This window comes from Sulfitobacter donghicola DSW-25 = KCTC 12864 = JCM 14565 (assembly GCF_000622405.1).
GTDB classification, from domain to species: Bacteria; Pseudomonadota; Alphaproteobacteria; order Rhodobacterales; family Rhodobacteraceae; genus Sulfitobacter; species Sulfitobacter donghicola.
In genome coordinates this window covers 2,642,069-2,662,909 of record NZ_JASF01000005.1, presented here as the reverse complement: position 1 = coordinate 2,662,909, position 20,841 = coordinate 2,642,069, and the positions used below count along the sequence as shown (strand labels likewise).

The following is a 20,841-nucleotide window of genomic DNA, read 5'->3' as shown; positions in this document are numbered from 1 at the left end:
AAGCGAAATACGATCTCGCCTGCTTGAACGGCCTGTGATAAACCCTCTGAATGACAGATGTTTTTCGCACTTCCCCGCTCACCGTTTTGCCCGAATGGATCGATTATAACGGCCACCTGAACATGGCGTATTACTCGGTCTTAATGGATAAAAGCGCGGATCAAACTTATCCTTTGATCGGCTTTGGCCCTGATTACCGCGAGCGGACCGGTTGCACGACCTATGTGGCGGAATTTCATATCTGCTATGTGCGCGAGTTACATGAGGGCGACAAAGTCACCTCAACTGTGCGGCTGATCGATTTTGATGAAAAGCGGTTCCACATCTTTCAAGAGCTTTGGCACGAAGACGGCTGGCTGGCTGCGACGGGCGAGGCACTGACCCTGCATGTTGACCAATCTGGCGATAGACCCCGCGTTGCTCCGATGCCCGACGACATCTTGGCCAATCTTGCGAAAATGAAAGACGCCCAAAAAAGCAGCCCCCTGCCCGACCGCGTGGGCCGTAAAATCGCGATTGCACAAAAATAGATCACCTAGCGCCCTGTCGCGCAGGGGGCGGTTTCACAACGCCGCCCTGCGACAAATCGAATGAGAGAGGAGCAGACCTTCTGTTCCCTTTCACTTTCCCCTAAGTTAGAACAGCGCAAACCACGCGAAAGCCCTGCCCATGATCCGCTATGAATACAAAGTTGTTCCTGCCCCGACAAAGGGCATCAAAGGCAAAGGCGTGCGTGGCGCGGAAGCCAAATTTTCCTTTGCCCTTCAGGAACTTATGAACGGGATGTCTGGTTATGGCTGGGAATACCAGCGATCAGAAACCCTGCCGTCTGTTGAGCGATCAGGCATCGCAGGCACAACAACCGAGTGGCGCAATGTGCTGGTCTTTCGCCGCCCCCGTTCTGGCGATGCCGCTGAATTCCAACCCGAGCTGCTTCCCGCGCCGTCAATGCCCACACAAGAGGCAGACGAAGCCTTTGAAATGGCCAATGAACAACAGGCCGCAGGCGCGCTGCCATTAGCGGACAACGGGGTGGAAGACACTGAATTTGACGCCAATATCGGCGCATCTCTTAGCATTCTGGCCCGCGCCAGAAATGTTTCATCTGAAACCACGGGTGAGGATGACGCGGACGGGCCGATGGACGATGAAGAAGCCCCTAAGGATTGATATCCAAAGCTAAGGCGTGGATACGACTGATTAAATCAGCCCCAAGGGCGCTATGAACAGCGCGATGTTTAGCCAAACGGCTTAGGCCCGCGAAATCTGGCGCGCGAATAGACACATCAAAATGGGTCTCGCCCCCTTCGCGAAAGCCCGCATGCCCACGGTGTGCTTCGCTCACATCTTCCACGGTTAGGCGCTCAATCGCAAAGGCCGTTTCCAATGCTTTTTCGATTTCTTCTTTGATGGCCATAAACCCTCCTATGAAGGCGATTTTTTTCGCTTCGCCCCCTTCCCTCTGACAGCCACACGTTTAGAGTGACGGGCCTGAGTCGGAAAGGTGCACCCATGAAAAAAGACGATCCCTTTGGTTTTGATATGTCTGTTTCATCCGCGAAAAAGAAGAATCCGCGCGGACGCAGAGGCATGTCAGGCGCGTCGGAAACATCCCGACGCATCTGTGATCACGAAGGTTGCGAAGAGGCCGGCAAATACCGCGCACCCAAGGCGCCTGACGTGTTGGACGATTACTATTGGTTCTGCCAGCAACACGTTCGTGAATATAACACAAAATGGAATTTCTTCCACGGCACAACCGAGGCCGAAATGAACGCTCAATTGTCCGAAGACAAAGTCTGGGACCGCCCCACCAAACCGATGGGCGATCCAGAAGCCCGTGCGTGGGCGCGTTTGGGCATTGAAGACCCCCATCAGGTACTGGGCGCAAACGCGACCCAAAACCCAGGCAAAGGCCCACAAGCAGGCCGCCGCCTGCCCCCCACAGAAAAACGGGCGCTGGAGGTTCTGGAAGCCAAGGACAACATGACAAAGCCAGAGATCCGCAAGATCTACAAATCTTTGATCAAAGTCCTACACCCAGATATGAACGGTGGCGATCGCAGCCAAGAGGAGCAGCTTCAGCTGGTTGTCTGGGCTTGGGATCAGTTGAAAACCAGCCGTAATTTCAAAGACTAACAAACCACATCAAAATGTTATTGGGCGGCCCTTCGGGTCGCCCATTTCGCTCTTGGCGTTTGCAGCGAATGCCATGCCGCATACTCATGCGAGAACGGACCAAGAAATTTGAACCCGCAAAATCATGCGCCCAGCTGGTCCTTAGCCATTCATCCCCCAGAACATCCCAGCCTCAAGGCACCATCAATTCCTGCAAAGCTGTCGCCGCTGCAAAACGATCCTGAATTTACGTTGCGGCAGAAACATCGCCTTGGCTTGGGAATGCGAAGTTTCCCCTTCGCTTTCTTTGTTAGAAGAATACAATTTCACATTGAACACCCCAGAAAACACCAAATCCACGATCTGGAGTCATAAACAGGTGCAATTTAGGCCTTTCCCTTGCTCGTCTCAACGATATGTTGCACCTCAAACCACATGGCCCAGTTCTCGGGCTGATATATTTAGGATGAATGAGCATGGCTGACGGCGGACTGGACCTCAACGCAACCCCGACCAAAGATATCTCGGTACGTGAGGTATTCGGCATCGACACAGACATGACTGTGAAAGGCTTTGAGCAGCGCACCGACCGTGTGCCCGAGCTGGACAGCACGTATAAGTTTGATGCGGATACAACGCTGGCGATTCTTGCCGGTTTCTCGCACAACCGTCGCGTGATGGTTCAAGGTTACCACGGCACGGGTAAATCCACCCACATCGAACAGGTGGCAAGCCGCCTGAACTGGCCAACCGTGCGCGTGAACCTTGATAGCCACATCAGCCGGATCGACCTGATCGGGAAAGACGCGATCAAATTGGTGGATGGCAAGCAGGTTACCGATTTTCAGGAAGGCATCCTGCCTTGGGCTTTGCGCACCCCGACTGCAATTGTTTTCGATGAATATGACGCTGGCCGCGCCGACGTTATGTTTGTGATCCAGCGTGTGCTGGAAGTAGACGGCAAGCTAACCTTGCTGGACCAGAACAAAGTAATCACCCCGCACCCGTATTTCCGCATCTTTGCGACAGCCAACACCGTTGGTTTGGGTGACACCACGGGCCTGTACCACGGCACCCAGCAGATCAACCAAGGCCAGATGGACCGCTGGTCGCTTGTCTCGACGCTGAACTACCTCAGCATTGATGCCGAAGCGGCGATTGTTCTGGCCAAGAACCCGCAATTCAACACCGCTGAAGGGCGCAAAACCATCAAGCAGATGGTCACGGTCGCCGACCTGACGCGCACCGCCTTCATGAACGGTGATCTGTCCACGGTGATGTCACCCCGTACGGTCATTGCATGGGCGCAAAACGCGCAAATCTTTGCCAATGTTGGCTATGCCTTCCGCCTGAGCTTTCTCAACAAATGTGACGAGTTAGAGCGCCAGACAGTTGCCGAATTCTACCAGCGCCTGTTTGACGAAGAGCTACCCGAATCCGCTGCAAGCGTGAGCTTGGGTTAAAGCAGGCCCAAGGGGGCAGTATGCACTTAGGTTTAATCGGCGGGATCGGTCCGGCCTCTACCGTGGTTTACTATCAAAAGCTGACCGCAGCGATGCGGGCAGCTGGCAAGCCGCTGGAACTGACCATTGTGAACGCTGATGCCAATGTGCTGGTGAAAAACAACCTTGCGGACGACCGCGCCGCTCAGGCGCAGGTCTATGCGGGGTTGATCGACCGGCTTAAGGCAGCTGGCGCTGATTTCGCGGCCATTACCTCTTTGGGCGGGCATTTTTGCATCCATGAAACGGTGCCACTCTCTGCCCTGCCTTTGGTCAGTGGCGTCACACCTTTGGATGCATATTTTGCGGCAAATCGCATCGCCACTGTGGGGTTATTAGGCACAGCGGTTGTGATGCGCACCCAGCTATACGGCCAGCTCGCGCAGACTTGCGCCATTGCCCCCAAGGACATCGACGCCGTCGGCCAAAACTATTTGGACATGGCGCTCAGCGGTGCATGCACTGACGATCAGCGCACAGCGTTTTTCGCGCAAGGGAAAGAACTGATCCAAGGCGGCGCCGACGCTGTTGTTCTTGCTGGAACCGATCTGAACCTTGCCTTTGACGGACGCGAGGTTGGCTACCCCGTGATTGATGCGCTAGACATACATATCGACCTGCTGGTCAGGCTGTGCACAGGCCAAGCCGACCTGAAAGATCACGCGATGGGGAAAACGACATGAACAAACCAACCGACAACCCCGCAGAGGCCTTTAAAAAAGCGCTCGCCGAAGCCTCCAAGGTGATGGCCAACGATCCCGAGCTGACGGTCAGCTATTCGGTTGATCCCTCAGGGTTGAGCGGTGATGCGATGCGCCTGCCTCAGGTGACCCGCCGCATGACCCGCGAAGAGGTTCTGCTGGCGCGTGGGACGGCCGATGCATTGGCCCTGAACCGTCGCTATCACAACGGCCAGACCCATGCCCGCTATCAGCCACAGGGCGAAATGGCCCGTGATCTGTATGAGGCGATGGAAACCGCCCGCTGCGAAGCCGTAGGCGCGCGTGATATGCCGGGCACCGCAGGAAACATCGACGCAAAAATCAAAAATGAAGCCCTGCGCAAAGGCTATGATCAGGCCAAAACCGCCTCGGATGTGCCATTGGCGGTGGCGGCTGGCTATCTGGTGCGTCACCTTGCGACAGGCCGTGAAATGCCAGCTGGCGCGCAAAACGTGATGGAACTGTGGCGCGGCTATATCGAAGACAGCTGCGGCGGCACGCTCGACGATCTGGAAAACGCTCTGGAAGATCAGGCGGCCTTTGCCAAATTCTCCCGACAGGTCATCACCGACCTTGGCTATGCCGATCAATTGGGCGACGACCCTGACGGCCAAGACGACGATCAGGAAGATGACGCCGAAGAAGGCACCGAAGAGCAGGACGATCCCGATAGCACTGGCAGCGACGACCAAGAGCAAGAAGACGCTGACGCCTCCCCCGAACAAAGCCAAGAAGAGCAGCAGGATTCTTCTCAGGCTCAGGTTTCCATGGATGAAATGGCGGATCAGGAATTGGGCGATGAGGCCGAGATGCCAGAGGGCGAAGCCCCGATGGAGCCCCCCGCCCCTCAGCCGATCTCGGACGCGGATCCGAACTATACCGTCTATATGACCGATCATGACGAAACCGTCGGCGCCGAAGACCTCGCCGAACCTGCCGAGCTGGAGCGCCTGCGCGCCTACCTTGACCAACAGCTAGAGCCGCTGAAAGGCGCAGTGAGCCGTCTGGCGAACAAATTGCAGCGCCGCCTACAGGCCCAGCAGAACCGCTCGTGGGAGTTCGATCTGGAGGAAGGCACGCTGGATGCTGGCCGTCTGGCGCGTATCGTTGCCAACCCGACAACGCCGCTCAGCTTTAAGGTCGAAAAAGATACGGAATTCCGCGACACCGTGGTGACCCTGTTGATCGATAACTCTGGCTCGATGCGGGGGCGCCCGATCTCCATCGCGGCGATCTGCGCCGATGTTCTGGCGCGTACGCTGGAACGCTGCAACGTCAAGGTCGAGATCTTGGGCTTTACCACCCGCGCATGGAAAGGTGGCCAAGCCCGCGAGGCATGGTTGAACGATGGTCGCCCTGCTGGCCCTGGCCGTTTGAACGATCTACGCCACATCATCTATAAATCCGCCGACGCCCCATGGCGCCGGACGCGGCCAAATCTGGGCCTGATGATGAAGGAAGGCTTGCTGAAGGAAAACATCGACGGCGAGGCGCTGGAATGGGCCCACCGCCGGATGATCGCGCGCAATGAATCGCGCAAGATTCTGATGGTGATTTCAGATGGTGCGCCTGTTGATGACAGCACCTTGTCGGTGAACCCTGCTAATTTCTTGGAAAAGCACCTGCGTGACGTGATCGCGATGGTAGAAAAGAAAAAAGCGGTCGAGCTGCTGGCGATTGGTATCGGCCACGATGTGACGCGTTACTATGACCGCGCTGTCACCATCACCGATGTTGAACAACTGGCTGGCGCGATGACCGAACAGCTTGCCTCGTTGTTTGACAGTGATCCGCGTAAACGTGCCCGTGTTCTGGGTATGAAACGCGCAGGCTAAGGGCTGCAAGCCGCTATAAATAAACAGAAAAGGGAATGTGATGTATCAAACTTTTGAGGTCACCGCCCGACCCGAGCAAGGTCCACCACGGTTGGAGGCCTTGCGCGCATTGTTTTCAGCTGAACAGCTCAACGGCTTTATCATTCCTCGCGCGGATGCCCATCAGGGTGAGTATGTCTCGGATCGTGATGCGCGTCTGGCATGGCTGACAGGGTTCACCGGATCAGCGGGTTTTTGTGTTGCCTTGGAAGAGATCGCAGGCGTGTTCATCGACGGGCGCTACCGCACGCAGGTTAAATCGCAAGTCGCCGATGTTTACACCCCCGTTCCATGGCCCGAAACCTCTATGGCCGCGTGGCTGCGCGAACAGCTTCCCAATGGGGGGCGTGTTGGGTTTGATCCTTGGCTGCACACAGTTGACCAGATCAAACAGGCCCAAGAGACCCTAGCCGATAGCGGTATCGAGCTGGTCCAATGCCGCAATCTGGTGGATGCGATCTGGCACGACCAACCTGCCCCGCCGATGGAGCCTGCAAAAATTCACCCCCTAGAATTTGCTGGGGAATCGCATAGCGACAAACGCAGCCGCCTTGCAAAAACCTTGGTCGATGCAGGGGAAGCCGCAGCTATCATCACCCTGCCCGACAGCATCTGCTGGCTGCTTAATATTCGCGGCGCGGATATTGAACGAAACCCCGTTGTGCATGGCTTTGCCGTTTTGCACGCTGATGGTTCGGTTGATCTGTTTTCAGAGCCTTCGAAATACAAAGGCCTACAAGACCACTTGGGCAGCGATGTGCGTCTACACGCGCCAGACAGGTTTCTGGCGACCCTTAGTGAGCTGACAGGCCCCGTACGCCTAGATACGTCAACCGCCCCACAAATCGTAGCCGATGCCTTGGGGGATGCGATGGTTCGTGGTGCGGAACCCTGTGCGCTGCCAAAGGCGTGCAAAAACGAGGCCGAGATCGAAGGCGCTGCTCAGGCGCATTTGCGCGATGGTGCCGCCATGGTCGAGATGCTGTGTTGGTTGGATGAGCAGCCCCCTGCCTCCATCACCGAAACGCAGGTGGTGAGCCAGCTAGAAACCCTGCGCCGCCGTGATAATGGCCTGCAAGATATCAGCTTTGAGACCATCGCAGGTACAGGACCAAACGGCGCGATCATGCATTACCGCGTGACCGAAGAAACCGACACAACCCTAGAGGACGGGCACCTGATCGTTCTGGATAGCGGCGGGCAATATCTGGACGGCACAACCGATATCACCCGCACCATTGCCATTGGCACGCCCCCGCAAGAAGCGCGCGAGGCCTTTACCCGCGTTCTGGCTGGCATGATCGCGATGAGCCGCCTGCGCTGGCCCAAGGGGCTGGCTGGCGCGCATATCGAGGCGATAGGCCGGATGCCTCTGTGGTTGGCGGGGCAAGATTTTGATCATGGGCTTGGACATGGCGTGGGCGCATACCTTAGTGTCCATGAAGGGCCCCAGCGCCTTAGCCGCGTCAGCCAAGTCCCGCTGGAACAGGGAATGATTCTCAGTAATGAGCCCGGATATTACCGCGAAGGCGCTTTTGGCATCCGGATCGAGAACCTCTTGGTGGTGCAAAACGCCGCACCCCTAGCGGGTGGAGATGCCCACCGCGAGATGCTGGATTGGCGCACGTTAGCCTTTGCTCCTATTGATAGACGCTTGATAATTCCCGAAATGCTGGACCCCGCCGCGCGGGAATGGCTCAATGAATATCACGCTCAGGTTGCAAACAAAATCGGCCCACGGGTTTCCGCCAAAGCCAAAGAATGGTTAAGTGCCGCCACGGCCCCGATCTAAGCGATCCGAGGTGCCGTTGTTGCACAATCTCGGGGGGAAGATATGGTTAGTCACATTACAATTCGCAAAGCAGAGGGAACTTGGACAGTACGGGCCGGCGGCGCGGTACTGGGCGAAAGCACCAATGCATTGGAATTGATCGAGGGTGACTACCCGCCTGTAATCTATTTCCCGCGCGAAGATATCGCGATGGCCTTTCTGGATGCCAGCGACAAGACCTCACATTGCCCGCACAAGGGTGATGCAAACTATTTCAGCGTGGTCACCAAAAGCCGGACGTTGGAAAATGTAGTCTGGTCCTATGAGGACCCAAAAGAAGATGTTGCACGGATCAAGAACCATCTCGCCTTTTACAATGTAGGCGAAGTGGCCGTCGAAAAAATCTGACCTCTAGGAATGCTCTTCTGCGGCAGTGGCCGCCAAAGCGCGATTATAGGCGCGCAGAGCATCCACATGAAACAGCGCCCCCAATAGCTCGGGGGGGGCTGCCTCGGTCGAAAGCGTCACGACAGGCAAAAACGGCAAGCCGGATTTTTCAAACATCGGCATCGCGGCCTCTAGGGTTGCGGCACTATCGATATAGTTTCCCTCGCCTATCAGCTCCCAACAGCGGTCATTGTCAGCGGCTCTGGGATCATCAATGGGGCGCATCGTTTTGGCAGCCGTGAACATCGCCAGCAGATAGGCCTGCGGTCCAGCCGCCAGATGCACACCCCGCCTTTCGATTTGAGACAGGAAAAAGCTGCGGTCGACAATGTTTGAGGCAAGAGCCGTAGACAGGCTCACCGCGACCATAACGGCAAGGCCAGTTTGCCAGTCCCCTGTGAGTTCAAACACGATGAGCGTGGTCGAAATTGGCGCCCCAAGAACAGCAGCAGCCACCGCCCCCATCCCCGCCAAAGCATAGAGTGACGAAGAACCCGACACATCGGGAAAAAAGCCCGTTGCGATAAAGCCAAAGGACAGGCCAACCAGCGCGCCGATCATCAGGGAAGGTGAAAACACACCGCCCCCCATCCGTCCCCCCAGCGTGATCGCAACAGCAAGAACCTTTAGCACCGCAAACACGGTGGCTTCGTGCAATGCCAGCTCTCCGGTCAAGGCAAGCGAGGTGGTTTCATAGCCAACACCGATAATATGCGGAAACCAAAGCGCAATAATGCCTAGTGCTGCACCCGCCACCATAGGGCGGATATATCGTGGTAGTTTGGTACGAGATTGAATGTGATTGCCAATATCATCCGCCCAGAAAATGGCCCGCATCAGCACCACGGCGACCAAGCCGCACGTCAGCCCCAGCATCAAAAACGCAGGCAGTTCGACATAGAATTGCAGATCGCCCATTTCAGGTAACTTAAACTCGGTCACACCGCCAAATTCCAGACGGTTGATAACGGTGCCTGCCACGCTGGCGATAACAATCGGCGCAAATGCGTGCACGGCAAAGTGGCGCAGCACGACCTCTAGCGCGAATAAGGCCCCTGCAATCGGCGCATTAAAGCTCGCCGAGACAGCCGCCGCCACAGCGCAGCCCAACAGATCACGGCCCGTGATCCCATCGGCATTGATACGGTGGCTAACCCGTGCTGAAATAACAGCGGCAAGGTGTACAACAGGCCCTTCACGCCCCGATGAACCACCCGTCCCCAACGTCACCAGCGAGGCGAATGCCGAGGCAATCCCCGCCCGTGTTTCGACCCTGCCGTCATGTAACGCCGAACCAACGATAACGTCAGCAACAGAGCGCGCCCGCGCATCATTGGTGAAATGGTGTAAAATCAGCCCTGAAACCAAGCCGCCAAAGGTCGGGATCAGAATAATCCAATACCACTCCAAGCCACTGATAAAAGTATGTAAACGTTCAGTATCTTCGGTGCCGTATAGCGTTTCCTGAAGCAGGTTGATCCCTTTGCGAAACAACAGCGCCGCAAAGCCTGCCGCGATCCCGATCAACAGCGCGATAAACCAGAACGTCACCTTGCCCGGACCTTTGTCGCGCAGCACCATCCAGCCTTCGCGCAGGGCGCTGGTGGCCATTTTCCACTGCTCGGACAAGAAAGAGCTGGTCGGTTCGCTCATAGGAGGCTCTCGGTTGGGGCGGTCGTTACCTTGCGGAAACCATATTGCGCCCCTCGTTTCAAGCGTTAGGCGCTCAACAAGGCGCGAGCAGCCTCGCGGGCGGCTTCGGTGATTGTATCCCCCGACACCATTCGGGCAACCTCATCCACGCGTTCGTCATGGTCCAGCGGAACAACATCCGTGGTGGTCATCCCCTTGGTGACCGATTTGGCAACCCGCCAGTGATGGGCCCCCAATGCTGCCACCTGCGGCGAATGGGTGACAACCAAAACCTGACCCTCTTCGGCAATCGCGGCCAAACGGCGCCCAACCGCATCCGCAGTCGCCCCCCCGACACCGCGATCAATTTCATCAAAGATCAAGGTCAGCCCCGACTGCCCCTGCGTGAGGCAAACCTTCAACGCCAGCAAAAAGCGGCTGAGTTCACCGCCAGAGGCGATCTTGTTCAGCGGGCCCGCTGGCGCACCTGGGTTGGTGGCAACGGTAAAGGAAACCGCATCGCGCCCCTCTGGCCCTTCTGCTTCATCCGTGATCAGCGTGGCAAATACCGCCCGCTCCATCTTGAGCGGGGCGAGCTCGGCGCTTACTGCTTTGTCCAATTTCGCCGCCGCTTTCTTGCGGGCCTCGGTCAGGGCTGTGGCGGCAGCATCATAGGCCGCTTCAGCCGCTTTAACATCGGCCTTTAGCTGGGCCTGTTCGGCCTCTCCTGCATCCAGCGCGTTCAGCTTGCCGCGCAACGTATCGGCAAAACCGGCCAGCTCGTCTGGCTGCACATCATGTTTGCGCGCCAAGCCGCGAATGGCAAACAGCCGCTCTTCGGTTTCTTCTAACTCATAAGGATCAAAGGACATCGCCTCGATCGCGCTGACAACACCTTCCATCGCACTGTCCAGTTCAACCATCGCGCGGTTAAGCGCCGCCATCGGCTCTTCTAATGCGCCCTCAGCGCGGGCTGCTGCACCATCCAGCCAGCGGAAAGCATCCGCCATCTGGGCCTCGGCGCCGCTTTGCCCCATGGCTTCATAGGCGTTAACAACGTCGGCTCGGATCTTTTCTGCGCCTTGCATGGTGCGGCGTTTGATATCCAGCGCCGCCTCTTCGCCCTCTTCGGGGTTCAGCTTGTCCAGTTCGGCAACCGCATAGCGTAGGAATTCTTCTTCGGCGCGGATTTCCTCTTGGGCTTTGGTTGCGGCGTCTAGAGCCTTGCGTGTCCGCGCCATCTCGCTCCATGCTTTGCGCAACTTGGCCCGTTTTGCATCCAAAGAACCAAAGGCATCTAGAATAGTGCGGTGGCCCCGCGGGTTCAGCAGACCGCGATCATCATGCTGGCCATGAAGCTCGACCAATGTCTCGCTTAGCGCGCGCAGCACGTCACCCGAACAGCGCCTGTCATTCACCCAAGCTGTCTTGCGTCCGTCAGCTGTGTTTATGCGCCTCAGGATCAGCTCATCTCCGGATGGCAGACCTGCTTCTTCGAGAACCGCAAAGGCAGGATGCCCCTCGGGCATGTCAAACCATGCGGTCACCTCGCCCTGCGCAGCGCCCTGCCGCACCAGATCAGCGCGCCCCCGCCACCCTAGAACAAAGCCAAGGCTATCGAGCAAAATGGATTTGCCCGCGCCCGTTTCACCCGTCAGCACGTTAAGACCCGATTGGAAATTCAACTCCAACCGCTCAATGATCAGCATATCCGAGATATCAAGACCGCGTAGCATTAGGATGGTTCCGCCACAATCATGCGCGCGCGCATGTTATATCCATTCGCCCTTCAGCGTCTGACGGTAAATCGCCGACAACCAGTTGTTGCCAAAAGATTTCAGCTCTAATCCGCGCCCCGTAAGCAGCTTGTAGCTATCCTCGTACCATTCGGTAGACTGATAGTTATGGCCAAGGATCGCCCCTGCTGTCTGCGCCTCGTCGGTCAATCCGAGGCTTAGATAAGCCTCAACCAGACGGTGTAGCGCTTCGGCTGTGTGCGTCGTGGTTTGGAAGTCTTCGACAACAACGCGGAAACGATTGATCGCGGCGGTGTAATGGTCACGGCGCAAATAATAGCGGCCGATTTCCATTTCCTTGCCCGCAAGGTGGTTAAAGGCCAGATCGAATTTCAGGATGGAAGCACTGGCATATTCGCTATCGGGATAGCGTTCGATAACCTGACGCAGGCTTTGCAGCGCTTGAAAGGTTAAACCCTGATCGCGACCAACATCGTCAATCTGGTCATAATAGCTAAGCGCCAAAAGATAGGCTGCATAAGCCGCATCATCATCTTCTGGATAAAAATCCATAAACCGCTGAGCGGCCGAGCGGCTATTCGGGTAATCCGCATCCTGATGATAGGCAAAGGCCTGCATGATCAACGCGCGCTTTGCCCATTCCGAATAGGGGTAAAGGCGCTCGATCTCGGCGAAATAGAATGCCCCTTCAGCAGGGCGTTTACGGTTTAGTTCAAATTCGCCGCGCTCAAAAATCTGTTCAGGCGTATATGTCTCAAGCGGGATCGACTGCGGGTTAAAGAAGTTATTCGTTACCCGACCCGTATTTTGACTACCCCCGCAAGCGCTCAGCGCCGCTACAGCCACCAGCGTGACGGAAAGACGTCTTGCAGACCTTCCAAAACCCATCCTTGGCTATCCTTATTCTTTTACCGCTTGCATTGTTTTCAAGGGAACTCCCCTGTTTGTCCATGGTGTTAGCATAGTATTTACCGATGCAAAACGCCCATTTCCTACTTTGTCACAATGCACAAAGCTATAGCTAATGAAACACGAGGAAATCTTGGAGGAAATCCGCTTAGGCAACCGCTGGAATTTCGTCCCAAACAAGGCCATGCCCCGGCAAACGGGAGGCCATGGCGCCATTACATTCAACCAAACGCACAGCGCCCGGCGTTGCGAACAGCGCCCGCAGCAAAGTATTGGTAAGGGAGTGACCTGCGCGAATACCTGTATAATGCCCCAGCAAAGGCGCACCAGCCAAGGCCAGATCACCAAGCGCATCCAACATCTTATGGCGAACCGGCTCATCCGTGTGGCGCAAACCACCCGGGCTTAGAACTTCGCTACCGTCAAAAACCACAGCGTTTTCGCCTGCTTTCCCACCCAATGCCAGACCATTGGCCTGCATGTTGTCCACATCGGCCTGACGGCAGAAAGTGCGGCTATCGCATAGCTCACGTGCAAAGGAACCATTATTCATCACAAGTGACTTTTGCTGGTGCCCAATCGCAGCATCCGTGAAATCAATTTCGAAATCGATACGCAGCGTGTCAGAAGGCGCGATTGTCGCAACGGCATCGCCATCGCGAACGGTTACTTCCTTCAACACTTCAAACGCCATAACCGGCGCTGCCTGCATCTGAACCCCCTGCTCCATGATCCCACGCACAAAAGGCGCGGCAGAACCGTCAAGGATCGGCACTTCGGGGCCGTCGATCTCGATCAAAGCATTGTGAACACCGCAGCCAGCCAAAGCGGCCATCAAATGTTCAACAGTAGAAACCTGAAGACCACTGCCATTTTCCAACTTTGTACAAAGAGGCGAGCGGTTAACAGCGTCCCAACGTGCAGGGATCATGCGATCACCCAATTGCACATCTGTCCGTTTGAACCAAATCCCAAAACCGGCCTGAGCCGGCAGAACTGTCGCGGTAGCTGGCTTGCCTGAATGAAGCCCCTTACCCGTGAAGCTGATCGCTGTCTTTACAGTGTTCTGCACGCTGCCATCCTAGTTTTTGATTCAAGTTTTCACCTGATTGCAGCCTAGATACGAATTGGAGAGGCTGCGTTCAAATCAATCATTGCAACGGATTGAAACATGACTGTCACAAACTGGCATGTTGCCGCTAACGGCCCTGTAAACCCATGTTTAGAAACGAAAAAGGGCCACCCGAAGGCGGCCCTCTACATCACAAAGTGATGCTAATTAGTTCGCTTGGCGGCGCAAAAACGCTGGGATTTCGATGCGCTCCTGCTCTGGATCAACTTCCTGACGCGGCTGTGGCGCAGCAGCGGACTGCTGGCTTTGAACCGGAGGTTGCTGGCGCGCTGGCTGGCTTGGGGCAGCGGCACGTGGCTGCGCCTCACCTTCTTGGGTTCCCGTCATGCGGTTGATCAACGAGTTGATGCCAAAACGCGGGCGCTCGCCATGTGCGGCCGGAGCAGCAGCTTCTGGTGCAGGTGCTGGCGCAGGTGCGGCAACTGGTGCTTGCGCACGGGGCTGCTCAGCAGGTGCAGCACGCTGGGCAGCGGCACGCAAGCGCGCCATTGCTTCGGGTGATGGCGTACCTGGTGTCGGCGCACGTGGTGCAACAAAGGCTTCTGGCTCAGCTTCCAGCGGCTCTGGCTGTGGCTCATAGGCGACTGGCTCAGGCGCGTAAGCCGGAGGAGGCAGATCATCTGCAGCATCTTGAATAGGCTCGAAACGGCGGCCCTCAAACATGTCGCGCGTGTCAGCACGTGCAGGCTGCTGCGGCGCTTCGTCAAAGAAGCTAGGCGTTTGTGGCTCTGGCGCAGCTTCCGCCGCGATCGGAGCAGCAACAGCCGCTGCTGCAACAGGTGCAGCCATAGGCGCTGGCGCTGGCTCAACAGCCTCTTCAACAACTTCCTGCGTCAAAGGGCGCGACAAAGAGCGGCGCGGCACAGGCATATCGGATTGGGTTTCCAGTGCGTCGATACCTGTCGCAACAACGCTGACGCGCATCATGCCACCCAAACCTGTGTCCAGTGTAGAGCCCACAATGATGTTTGCTTCTGGGTCAACTTCTTCACGAATGCGGTTGGCCGCTTCATCAAGTTCGAACAATGTCAGGTCGTCGCCACCTGTGATGTTGATCAGAACGCCTTTGGCGCCACGCAGGCTGATTTCGTCCAGCAGCGGGTTCGCAATGGCTTTTTCGGCGGCCTGAATTGCGCGATCTTCGCCATCGGCCTCGCCTGTGCCCATCATCGCTTTACCCATTTCGTCCATGACGGCGCGAACATCAGCAAAGTCGAGGTTGATCAGGCCCGGACGGACCATCAAATCGGTTACACCTTTAACACCTTGGTACAGCACATCATCGGCAAGCGAGAATGCTTCGGTAAAGGTGGTTTTTTCATTCGCCAAACGGAACAGGTTCTGGTTCGGGATGATGATCAGCGTATCAACAACCTTTTGCAGCGCCTCAACACCGTCTTCGGCCTGACGCATGCGCTTGGCACCCTCAAACTGGAACGGCTTGGTCACAACACCAACGGTCAGAACGCCCAGCTCACGTGCGGCTTGCGCGATGATCGGCGCAGCGCCTGTCCCTGTGCCGCCGCCCATACCAGCAGTGATAAAGCACATGTGCGCGCCTGCCAGATGGTCAACGATTTGTTCAATGCTTTCTTCAGCGGCAGAGGCCCCGACAGTTGCGCGGGCACCCGCACCCAGACCTTCGGTAACTTTGATACCCAGCTGAACGCGGTTTTCTGCTTTGGCTTGCTGAAGCGCCTGCGCATCTGTGTTTGCCACTACAAAATCAACACCATCGAGGTTCTTCTCGATCATGTTGTTTACTGCGTTTCCGCCTGCCCCACCTACACCAAATACGGTAATGCGTGGCTTGAGATCTTCCTGTCCCGGCATCGAAAGGTTCAATGTCATCTTGGTTCCGCCTGTCTGTTTGCCCGCACCGCGCGGGTCATATTTTTCCCAAATTTCCCCAACTTTAGACGCCATCACGCCTGTCGTCACGTAAAAAAGGGCTTTTTGGCGCTAAATATAGGCAATTTTTTGCCACTATTCACCGCATCTCGTCTCAGTCACCCGATATTGAGGTCACCAATTATCCTTAAACCATTTAACCGCACGCTTTAGCGACCGCGCCGGATAGCGATCTGCAGGAATATCAAAATCCCACCACTCGTCCTGTGGGTTTGCCGCGAACAGCGCAAGCCCGACAGCCGAAGAGAACCCCGGCCCTGTTGCAGCTTGGGGCAACCCATGTACACGCAGCGGACGGCCAAGGCGCACCTGCTGGCCCAAAATCTTGGTTGCCATCATATCCAGACCCGGAATTTGGCTTCCGCCTCCTGTCAGAACGATTTGCTGGCTGGGAAGGTGGTCAAAGCCTGCGGCATCCAAACGGGCGCGGACTTCTTCCAGAATTTCTTCGACACGGGGGCGCATGATGCCGATCAGCTCGGCGCGGCTGGCTGTGCGGCGGTCATGTTCATAATCGCCCGTCTCGCCGCCGATCTCGATCATTTCGCGGTCATCCATGCCGGTTGCCTGTACGCCACCATAAAAGGTTTTGATCCGCTCGGCATTTGCCGTTGGCACCTGTAGGCCCATCGAAATATCTGCGGTCACATGGTCACCCCCCATGCGAATGCTATCCGCATAGATCATGTGCTTTTTGATAAAGATCGACACGCTGGTCGCCCCACCGCCAAGGTCAATACAGGCTGCGCCCAGCTCTTGTTCATCCTCAACGAGGGATGAAATACCCGAAACATAGGCCGAGGAAGCAATCCCTGCCAGTTCAAGGTCACAGCGTTTGATGCAATAAGCCAAATGCTGAATAGCTGCGGCATCCACCGTCAGCATGTGCATGTCTACGTTCAGCTCGTTGCCCAGCTGGCCACGCGGATCAATCAAACCGCTGCGGTGATCCAGTGCAAAGTTCACGGGCTGGGCGTGCATCACCTCACGGCCTTCGCCGTATTCGGGCACATCACAGCTGCTCAGCACACGAGCGACGTCTTCTTCCGTTACAACCTGATGCTCAAGCGAGACGCTGGCGTCCAAACCATAGCTGCGCGGTTCGCCCCCGCTGAAACAGGCGATCACATGGTCCACACGAATGCCAGCCATCTTTTGCGCTGCTTGCAGGGCGGTGCGAATGGCGCGCTCGGTCTCGCCCATGGCTGAGATCTCGCCAAAGCGCACCCCGCGCGACCGCGTTGTCGCCGCGCCAATGACGCGAAAGCCAGACTGACCCGCCAGCGAGCCAATCTCGCCCTCATCTTCCAGTCGCGCCGATCCGTCAAAACGCAAAACCAGCGCTGCGATTTTGGAACTGCCTACATCCAAAATAGCAACTACGCCGCGTTGCATCGCAAGTTTACGCATCTGCCGCATGCTACGCTGGCTGTCGTATAAATCGTTCATTTGTTCTTTGCCCTAAACGCTGCCTGTTGGGCCATCCGTTCTTCGGCGGCCTCATTTGTCATTTGCACTGTTGGTCGGCGTGCCAGCCGCATGTCTACCCGCGCAACATCACGGGTGAGTATATCTTGTGCGCCTTCCAGCGCGATCACGCGCTCAAGCGCGCGCTGGGGCTGATCGGCCGGCAAAAGGATCCGCTGATCGCGATCCAGCACAACGTCCCACCGCCGTGCGCCCATACGCACCAATCCGCGCAGCCGCCCCCCTAAAGGTGCAGCCGCCTGCATGAGTTCCAGTGCCTCATCCACGTGATCATTGGCGCCCTCGCCTGCGATCAACGGCAGATCAGGCCGCGCATGGCGGCTGGTGGCAGTCGCAACATAGTTACCGCCCTCATCCACCAGAACCAGCCCGTCATCATTGCGCCACAGCGCAACCGCTTTGCGTTGTTCAACATCGATCTGCAAAACGCCGCCCGGACGGATACGTACCGACGCGGTTTTGACAGCAGAGATTTCGGAAACGGTCGTCCGCATTGCGTCCAGATCCAGATCAAAGCTGGAAATGGGGAAATCCAACGGCAGGCTTTCGCGAATATAGGTTGCTAATTCATCCTTGGCCCCATCCACCGCCATCAGGTTCACCATAAACTCTGGACGGGTCTGGATGCTTGCCCGCGCCTCGGCGACTGCCAGCTCGATGGCGCCGCGCCGCGCCTCATCCGATAGGTACCACGTACCAGCGGCCAAAGTGATACAAAACGGAACGCCCGCGCGCAAAGCCAGCCGGATACCGGGCGTCAGCATCAAACGCTGCATGCGCCACGCCCAACGGGATGGCGCGGGATCGGCCTTTCCGCCAACAGAGGCTTTAGGCTTTAGCGGCCACATGATGCGTCCTCCACCATCCACGCGCAGAGCTCAGGGAAGCTGATACCAACGGCCTGTGCCTGTTCGGGAGACAAGGAGGTGCTTGTCATCCCGGGCTGTGTGTTCGTCTCGAGAATGATGATCCCATCGGTGCCGCGATCCATATCCCAGCGGAAATCTGTTCGGCTCACGCCGCGACACCCCAAAGCGTTATGCGCGCGCAGGGCGTATTCAAGGCAAAGGTCAAAGATCTCTTGCGGGACATCCGCAGGCACGACATGGCTGGATCCGCCCTCTTTGTACTTGGCGTCATAATCATACCAGCCAGTGGTAAGGATATCCGTCACAGTCAAAGCACGATCACCGATGACGGTTGTCGTCAATTCGCGACCCGGCGCAAAGGTTTCAACCATGACCATCTCGGGCATGTCACCGTCTAGCTGCGGAGGGCCGTTGTTTTCAGCCTCAACCAGATAAACCCCAACCGAGGAACCTTCGTTGTTTGGCTTCACCACATAAGGGGGCGCCATCACGTGGCGGCTGCGCACCTCATCCGCTGAAACAATGACGCTTTCAACAACAGGCAGACCCGCCGCGCGAAAGATATCTTTGCTGCGCTGTTTGTCCATGGCCACAGCCGAGGCCAAAACACCGGAATGTGTGTAAGGGATTTTTAACCACTCAAGGATACCTTGAACGCAACCATCCTCACCCCAGCGACCATGCAAGCAATTCAGCACTGCGTCTGGCGCAAGATCGCCCAAAACAGCACAAAGGTCGGGGCCAGCATCGACCTCAACCACATTTGTATAACCATATTCCCGCAGTGCAGCCGCGCATGCGCGCCCCGTGTTGAGTGACACCTCGCGCTCGGCTGAAGGTCCACCCATGAGTACCGCCACTGTCGGGTTTGTCCTGCTCGACATAACCCAGTGCCTCAATGTCCCGAGCCTTTTTGGCTCATTTTTGTTAGTTGGTTTGCCGCTTTGTGCGGCATTAGCCCCTACAAATCGACGATCATTTTTCGCCTATTCGCATTATCTCCCATACTAACGTGATACCACTGGAATCGTAAACCTTTTTTCTCACTTCTTCGCCTAAACCTTCCAGATCGGCGGCGGTTGCATCGCCTGTATTGATCAAAAAGTTAGCGTGTTTGAGCGACATTTGCGCCCCACCCCGCTGGGCGCCCTTCATTCCAGCGTCTTGAATGACCTTCCACGCCTTTAGGTCATGCACATCATCTTCGCGCCCTGTTGAGCTGAAACCCGCCGGATTGCGAAAGGTTGACCCAGCACTGCGGTCTTTGGTGGGCTGCGTGGCGTCACGTTTGGCCAGCTGGTCTTCCATACGGGCGTGAAGCGTGGCCGCATCGCCGCTGGGCGGGGCAAAGGTTGCGCTGACGATAACAGCCCCCTCTTCCAACTCGCTTTGACGGTATTTGAAATCAAGCGCCTCTGCCGTCAGGGTCACCAGCTCTCCCGAACGCATCACCACCTGAGCAGAGACAAAGTGATCCGCCGTGTAGGTCCCATAACAGCCAGCATTCATGCGCACTGCGCCGCCAATGCTGCCTGGGATCGTGCGCAAAAATGTGAGGTCAAGGTCAGCATCAGCCGCCTTTCGCGCCACATGCGCATCCAGCGCCGCAGCGCCTGCGGTTACTTGGCCGCCGTCGATCTCTATCCCGTTAAAGCCACGGCCCAATCGGATCACAACCGCGCGCAGACCGCCGTCGCGCACAATCAGGTTTGACCCAACACCCATCGGAAACACCCGAACATCGTCTGGCAGGTCTCGCAGGAACTCCTGCAAATCCTCTAGATCAGCAGGTTGAAACAAATAATCCGCAGGGCCACCAACCCGCAGCCATGTCAGCTCGGACAGGCTACGCTGGGGGGTTAGTTTGCCGCGTGGCGTGGGAAGTTCACTCGTCATCTTCTACTCTGCTTTCTCGAATACCATCAACAATCCGCCCAATGATCCACCCCATGCCAAAAGCGGCGATACCATACATAAGCGCGGCCAAATGGGCCGTCATCGCAGGAGGGGAAAACGGTTTTGCGTCCAAGCCTAAAACCATCCAGATCGTATTCAGGGTCATCCCCGTCAACAGAACGATAAAAAACAGGACAAAGCGCCGATGATAGCCCGAATAGGCGCAACCGAACATCCAAAGCGCAAGGCCCGTTAACAGCACAATCAACATGTCAACTCTACTCCGCCGGTGTCTTGCGGCCACCACGACGTAGCCAGCGACCCAAGTAAATGACAGGCCAACGCAAAACCGAACACCCAGCTGCCAAAACCAATAGCCCGACCCACGGCCCGTGCTGCACCACGATATAGCCCAAAATCGGGATACCGACTGCAACCAGAATATAGGCGTTTCGCCAATGATGGTCCTTGCTGGGGGTCATCGCCAAAACATTTGCGATCAAGGCCCAGATACAGGCAAAAGTAAGAGAAAGGCTCACCTTGGTAGCTCCGGATTTTCACCACGCAACCGCGCCGCGAGGTAGCGCAAAGGATTGCGGAACATGGAAATAAATGCAGCAAGGCCAAGCAACGCAAAGATCCAGCCAAATTGAAGCCCGATCATCACGATCAAAACCGGCGCTGCCAGCAATAGAATGCCCGCAGGCACAAATTGTTTTCTGATGGGCAAACATGCGACACCAACCGACGCAAAGACCCACCCGATGCAAAGCCAGACGACAGATGGCATCATATCACCCCATCCATTTGGGC

General features: G+C 56.6%; 21 protein-coding genes. 8 read left to right on the top strand and 13 right to left on the bottom strand.

Translation table 11 applies throughout. The features are described 5' to 3' along the window. Window positions 1–50: 50 nt before the first annotated feature. A complete protein-coding gene (locus Z948_RS0114250) occupies window positions 51–530 on the top strand; it encodes a thioesterase family protein (protein WP_025060230.1) in 480 nt (159 codons plus the stop codon). A gap of 139 nt (window positions 531–669) precedes the next feature. After that, the gene (locus Z948_RS19225) at window positions 670–1,170 is read left to right on the top strand and encodes a hypothetical protein (RefSeq protein ID WP_025060229.1); all 501 of its coding nucleotides are present in this window, start codon (window positions 670–672) and stop codon (window positions 1,168–1,170) included. Here Z948_RS19225 and Z948_RS0114240 read toward each other — a convergent pair. Then, on the bottom strand, window positions 1,160–1,417 hold the full coding sequence (locus Z948_RS0114240) for a BolA family protein (protein ID WP_025060228.1): 258 nt from the start codon (window positions 1,415–1,417) through the stop codon (window positions 1,160–1,162). The genes Z948_RS19225 and Z948_RS0114240 overlap by 11 nt on opposite strands. A 95-nt stretch (window positions 1,418–1,512) precedes the next feature. Between Z948_RS0114240 and Z948_RS0114235 the strand changes: the two genes are divergently transcribed. From Z948_RS0114235 to Z948_RS0114210, 6 genes are all read left to right on the top strand, one after another. Beyond that, window positions 1,513–2,139: a J domain-containing protein gene (locus Z948_RS0114235; protein WP_025060227.1), complete on the top strand. Its 627-nt coding sequence runs from the start codon at window positions 1,513–1,515 to the stop codon at window positions 2,137–2,139. A gap of 455 nt (window positions 2,140–2,594) precedes the next feature. Continuing rightward, entirely contained in the window at window positions 2,595–3,581 is a 987-nt protein-coding gene (gene cobS / locus Z948_RS0114230; protein ID WP_025060226.1) for a cobaltochelatase subunit CobS, read from the top strand. Window positions 3,582–3,601: 20 nt separating this feature from the next. Next, entirely contained in the window at window positions 3,602–4,303 is a 702-nt protein-coding gene (locus tag Z948_RS0114225; protein WP_025060225.1) for an aspartate/glutamate racemase family protein, read from the top strand. Next, window positions 4,300–6,177, top strand: coding sequence for a cobaltochelatase subunit CobT (gene cobT, locus Z948_RS0114220; RefSeq protein ID WP_025060224.1), 1,878 nt, complete (start codon window positions 4,300–4,302; stop codon window positions 6,175–6,177). Before Z948_RS0114225 ends, cobT begins: the two co-directional genes overlap by 4 nt. A gap of 40 nt (window positions 6,178–6,217) precedes the next feature. After that, a complete protein-coding gene (locus tag Z948_RS0114215) occupies window positions 6,218–8,008 on the top strand; it encodes an aminopeptidase P family protein (RefSeq protein ID WP_025060223.1) in 1,791 nt (596 codons plus the stop codon). Window positions 8,009–8,050: 42 nt separating this feature from the next. Next, window positions 8,051–8,395, top strand: coding sequence for a DUF427 domain-containing protein (locus Z948_RS0114210; protein WP_025060222.1), 345 nt, complete (start codon window positions 8,051–8,053; stop codon window positions 8,393–8,395). 3 nt (window positions 8,396–8,398) lie between these two features. On the opposite strand, the gene Z948_RS0114205 is transcribed toward Z948_RS0114210, so the two are convergent. The 12 genes from Z948_RS0114205 to Z948_RS0114150 all read right to left on the bottom strand — a co-directional run bounded on the left by Z948_RS0114205 (window position 8,399) and on the right by Z948_RS0114150 (window position 20,821). After that, complete coding sequence (locus Z948_RS0114205) at window positions 8,399–10,087, bottom strand: chloride channel protein (RefSeq protein ID WP_025060221.1); 1,689 nt, start codon at window positions 10,085–10,087, stop codon at window positions 8,399–8,401. A 65-nt stretch (window positions 10,088–10,152) separates the two neighbouring features. After that, complete coding sequence (gene recN, locus Z948_RS0114200) at window positions 10,153–11,802, bottom strand: DNA repair protein RecN (protein ID WP_025060220.1); 1,650 nt, start codon at window positions 11,800–11,802, stop codon at window positions 10,153–10,155. Window positions 11,803–11,838: 36 nt separating this feature from the next. Further along, window positions 11,839–12,711, bottom strand: coding sequence for an outer membrane protein assembly factor BamD (locus tag Z948_RS0114195; protein WP_025060219.1), 873 nt, complete (start codon window positions 12,709–12,711; stop codon window positions 11,839–11,841). Between the two features lie 169 nt (window positions 12,712–12,880). After that, on the bottom strand, window positions 12,881–13,804 hold the full coding sequence (gene lpxC / locus Z948_RS0114190; RefSeq protein WP_025060218.1) for a UDP-3-O-acyl-N-acetylglucosamine deacetylase: 924 nt from the start codon (window positions 13,802–13,804) through the stop codon (window positions 12,881–12,883). 207 nt (window positions 13,805–14,011) lie between these two features. Next, window positions 14,012–15,715 carry a cell division protein FtsZ gene (ftsZ, locus tag Z948_RS0114185; protein ID WP_025060217.1) on the bottom strand — a complete coding sequence of 568 codons (1,704 nt, stop codon included), beginning with the start codon at window positions 15,713–15,715 and terminating at the stop codon, window positions 14,012–14,014. A 174-nt stretch (window positions 15,716–15,889) separates the two neighbouring features. Next, entirely contained in the window at window positions 15,890–17,224 is a 1,335-nt protein-coding gene (gene ftsA, locus Z948_RS0114180; protein WP_025060216.1) for a cell division protein FtsA, read from the bottom strand. Beyond that, on the bottom strand, window positions 17,221–18,111 hold the full coding sequence (locus Z948_RS0114175) for a cell division protein FtsQ/DivIB (RefSeq protein WP_025060215.1): 891 nt from the start codon (window positions 18,109–18,111) through the stop codon (window positions 17,221–17,223). Before Z948_RS0114175 ends, ftsA begins: the two co-directional genes overlap by 4 nt. Beyond that, window positions 18,099–18,980, bottom strand: coding sequence for a D-alanine--D-alanine ligase (locus Z948_RS0114170; protein ID WP_025060214.1), 882 nt, complete (start codon window positions 18,978–18,980; stop codon window positions 18,099–18,101). Before Z948_RS0114170 ends, Z948_RS0114175 begins: the two co-directional genes overlap by 13 nt. A 127-nt stretch (window positions 18,981–19,107) precedes the next feature. Further along, window positions 19,108–20,028, bottom strand: a complete 921-nt coding sequence (gene murB / locus Z948_RS0114165) for a UDP-N-acetylmuramate dehydrogenase (RefSeq protein WP_025060213.1) — start codon at window positions 20,026–20,028, stop codon at window positions 19,108–19,110. After that, window positions 20,018–20,299 carry a hypothetical protein gene (locus Z948_RS0114160; RefSeq protein WP_025060212.1) on the bottom strand — a complete coding sequence of 94 codons (282 nt, stop codon included), beginning with the start codon at window positions 20,297–20,299 and terminating at the stop codon, window positions 20,018–20,020. Before Z948_RS0114160 ends, murB begins: the two co-directional genes overlap by 11 nt. Window positions 20,300–20,306: 7 nt before the next feature. Beyond that, on the bottom strand, window positions 20,307–20,567 hold the full coding sequence (locus Z948_RS0114155; protein ID WP_025060211.1) for a DUF2484 family protein: 261 nt from the start codon (window positions 20,565–20,567) through the stop codon (window positions 20,307–20,309). Beyond that, window positions 20,564–20,821 carry a DUF2484 family protein gene (locus tag Z948_RS0114150; RefSeq protein ID WP_037951915.1) on the bottom strand — a complete coding sequence of 86 codons (258 nt, stop codon included), beginning with the start codon at window positions 20,819–20,821 and terminating at the stop codon, window positions 20,564–20,566. Before Z948_RS0114150 ends, Z948_RS0114155 begins: the two co-directional genes overlap by 4 nt. Window positions 20,822–20,841 lie beyond the last annotated feature (20 nt).

Excerpts from the sequence above, each read along its gene's own strand:
- Z948_RS0114170 (WP_025060214.1), bottom strand. The coding sequence starts at position 18,980 with ATGGGTGGACCTTCAGCCGAGCGCGAGGTGTCACTCAACACGGGGCGC.
- cobS (WP_025060226.1), top strand. The coding sequence starts at position 2,595 with ATGGCTGACGGCGGACTGGACCTCAACGCAACCCCGACCAAAGATATC.
- Z948_RS0114250 (WP_025060230.1), top strand. The coding sequence starts at position 51 with ATGACAGATGTTTTTCGCACTTCCCCGCTCACCGTTTTGCCCGAATGG.
- Z948_RS0114150 (WP_037951915.1), bottom strand. The coding sequence starts at position 20,821 with ATGATGCCATCTGTCGTCTGGCTTTGCATCGGGTGGGTCTTTGCGTCG.
- Z948_RS19225 (WP_025060229.1), top strand. The coding sequence starts at position 670 with ATGATCCGCTATGAATACAAAGTTGTTCCTGCCCCGACAAAGGGCATC.
- Z948_RS0114205 (WP_025060221.1), bottom strand. The coding sequence starts at position 10,087 with ATGAGCGAACCGACCAGCTCTTTCTTGTCCGAGCAGTGGAAAATGGCC.
- Z948_RS0114160 (WP_025060212.1), bottom strand. The coding sequence starts at position 20,299 with ATGTTGATTGTGCTGTTAACGGGCCTTGCGCTTTGGATGTTCGGTTGC.
- ftsZ (WP_025060217.1), bottom strand. The coding sequence starts at position 15,715 with ATGACATTGAACCTTTCGATGCCGGGACAGGAAGATCTCAAGCCACGC.
- cobT (WP_025060224.1), top strand. The coding sequence starts at position 4,300 with ATGAACAAACCAACCGACAACCCCGCAGAGGCCTTTAAAAAAGCGCTC.
- Z948_RS0114175 (WP_025060215.1), bottom strand. The coding sequence starts at position 18,111 with ATGTGGCCGCTAAAGCCTAAAGCCTCTGTTGGCGGAAAGGCCGATCCC.
- Z948_RS0114215 (WP_025060223.1), top strand. The coding sequence starts at position 6,218 with ATGTATCAAACTTTTGAGGTCACCGCCCGACCCGAGCAAGGTCCACCA.
- Z948_RS0114195 (WP_025060219.1), bottom strand. The coding sequence starts at position 12,711 with ATGGGTTTTGGAAGGTCTGCAAGACGTCTTTCCGTCACGCTGGTGGCT.
- Z948_RS0114210 (WP_025060222.1), top strand. The coding sequence starts at position 8,051 with ATGGTTAGTCACATTACAATTCGCAAAGCAGAGGGAACTTGGACAGTA.
- recN (WP_025060220.1), bottom strand. The coding sequence starts at position 11,802 with ATGCTACGCGGTCTTGATATCTCGGATATGCTGATCATTGAGCGGTTG.
- murB (WP_025060213.1), bottom strand. The coding sequence starts at position 20,028 with ATGACGAGTGAACTTCCCACGCCACGCGGCAAACTAACCCCCCAGCGT.
- Z948_RS0114225 (WP_025060225.1), top strand. The coding sequence starts at position 3,602 with ATGCACTTAGGTTTAATCGGCGGGATCGGTCCGGCCTCTACCGTGGTT.
- Z948_RS0114235 (WP_025060227.1), top strand. The coding sequence starts at position 1,513 with ATGAAAAAAGACGATCCCTTTGGTTTTGATATGTCTGTTTCATCCGCG.
- ftsA (WP_025060216.1), bottom strand. The coding sequence starts at position 17,224 with ATGAACGATTTATACGACAGCCAGCGTAGCATGCGGCAGATGCGTAAA.
- Z948_RS0114240 (WP_025060228.1), bottom strand. The coding sequence starts at position 1,417 with ATGGCCATCAAAGAAGAAATCGAAAAAGCATTGGAAACGGCCTTTGCG.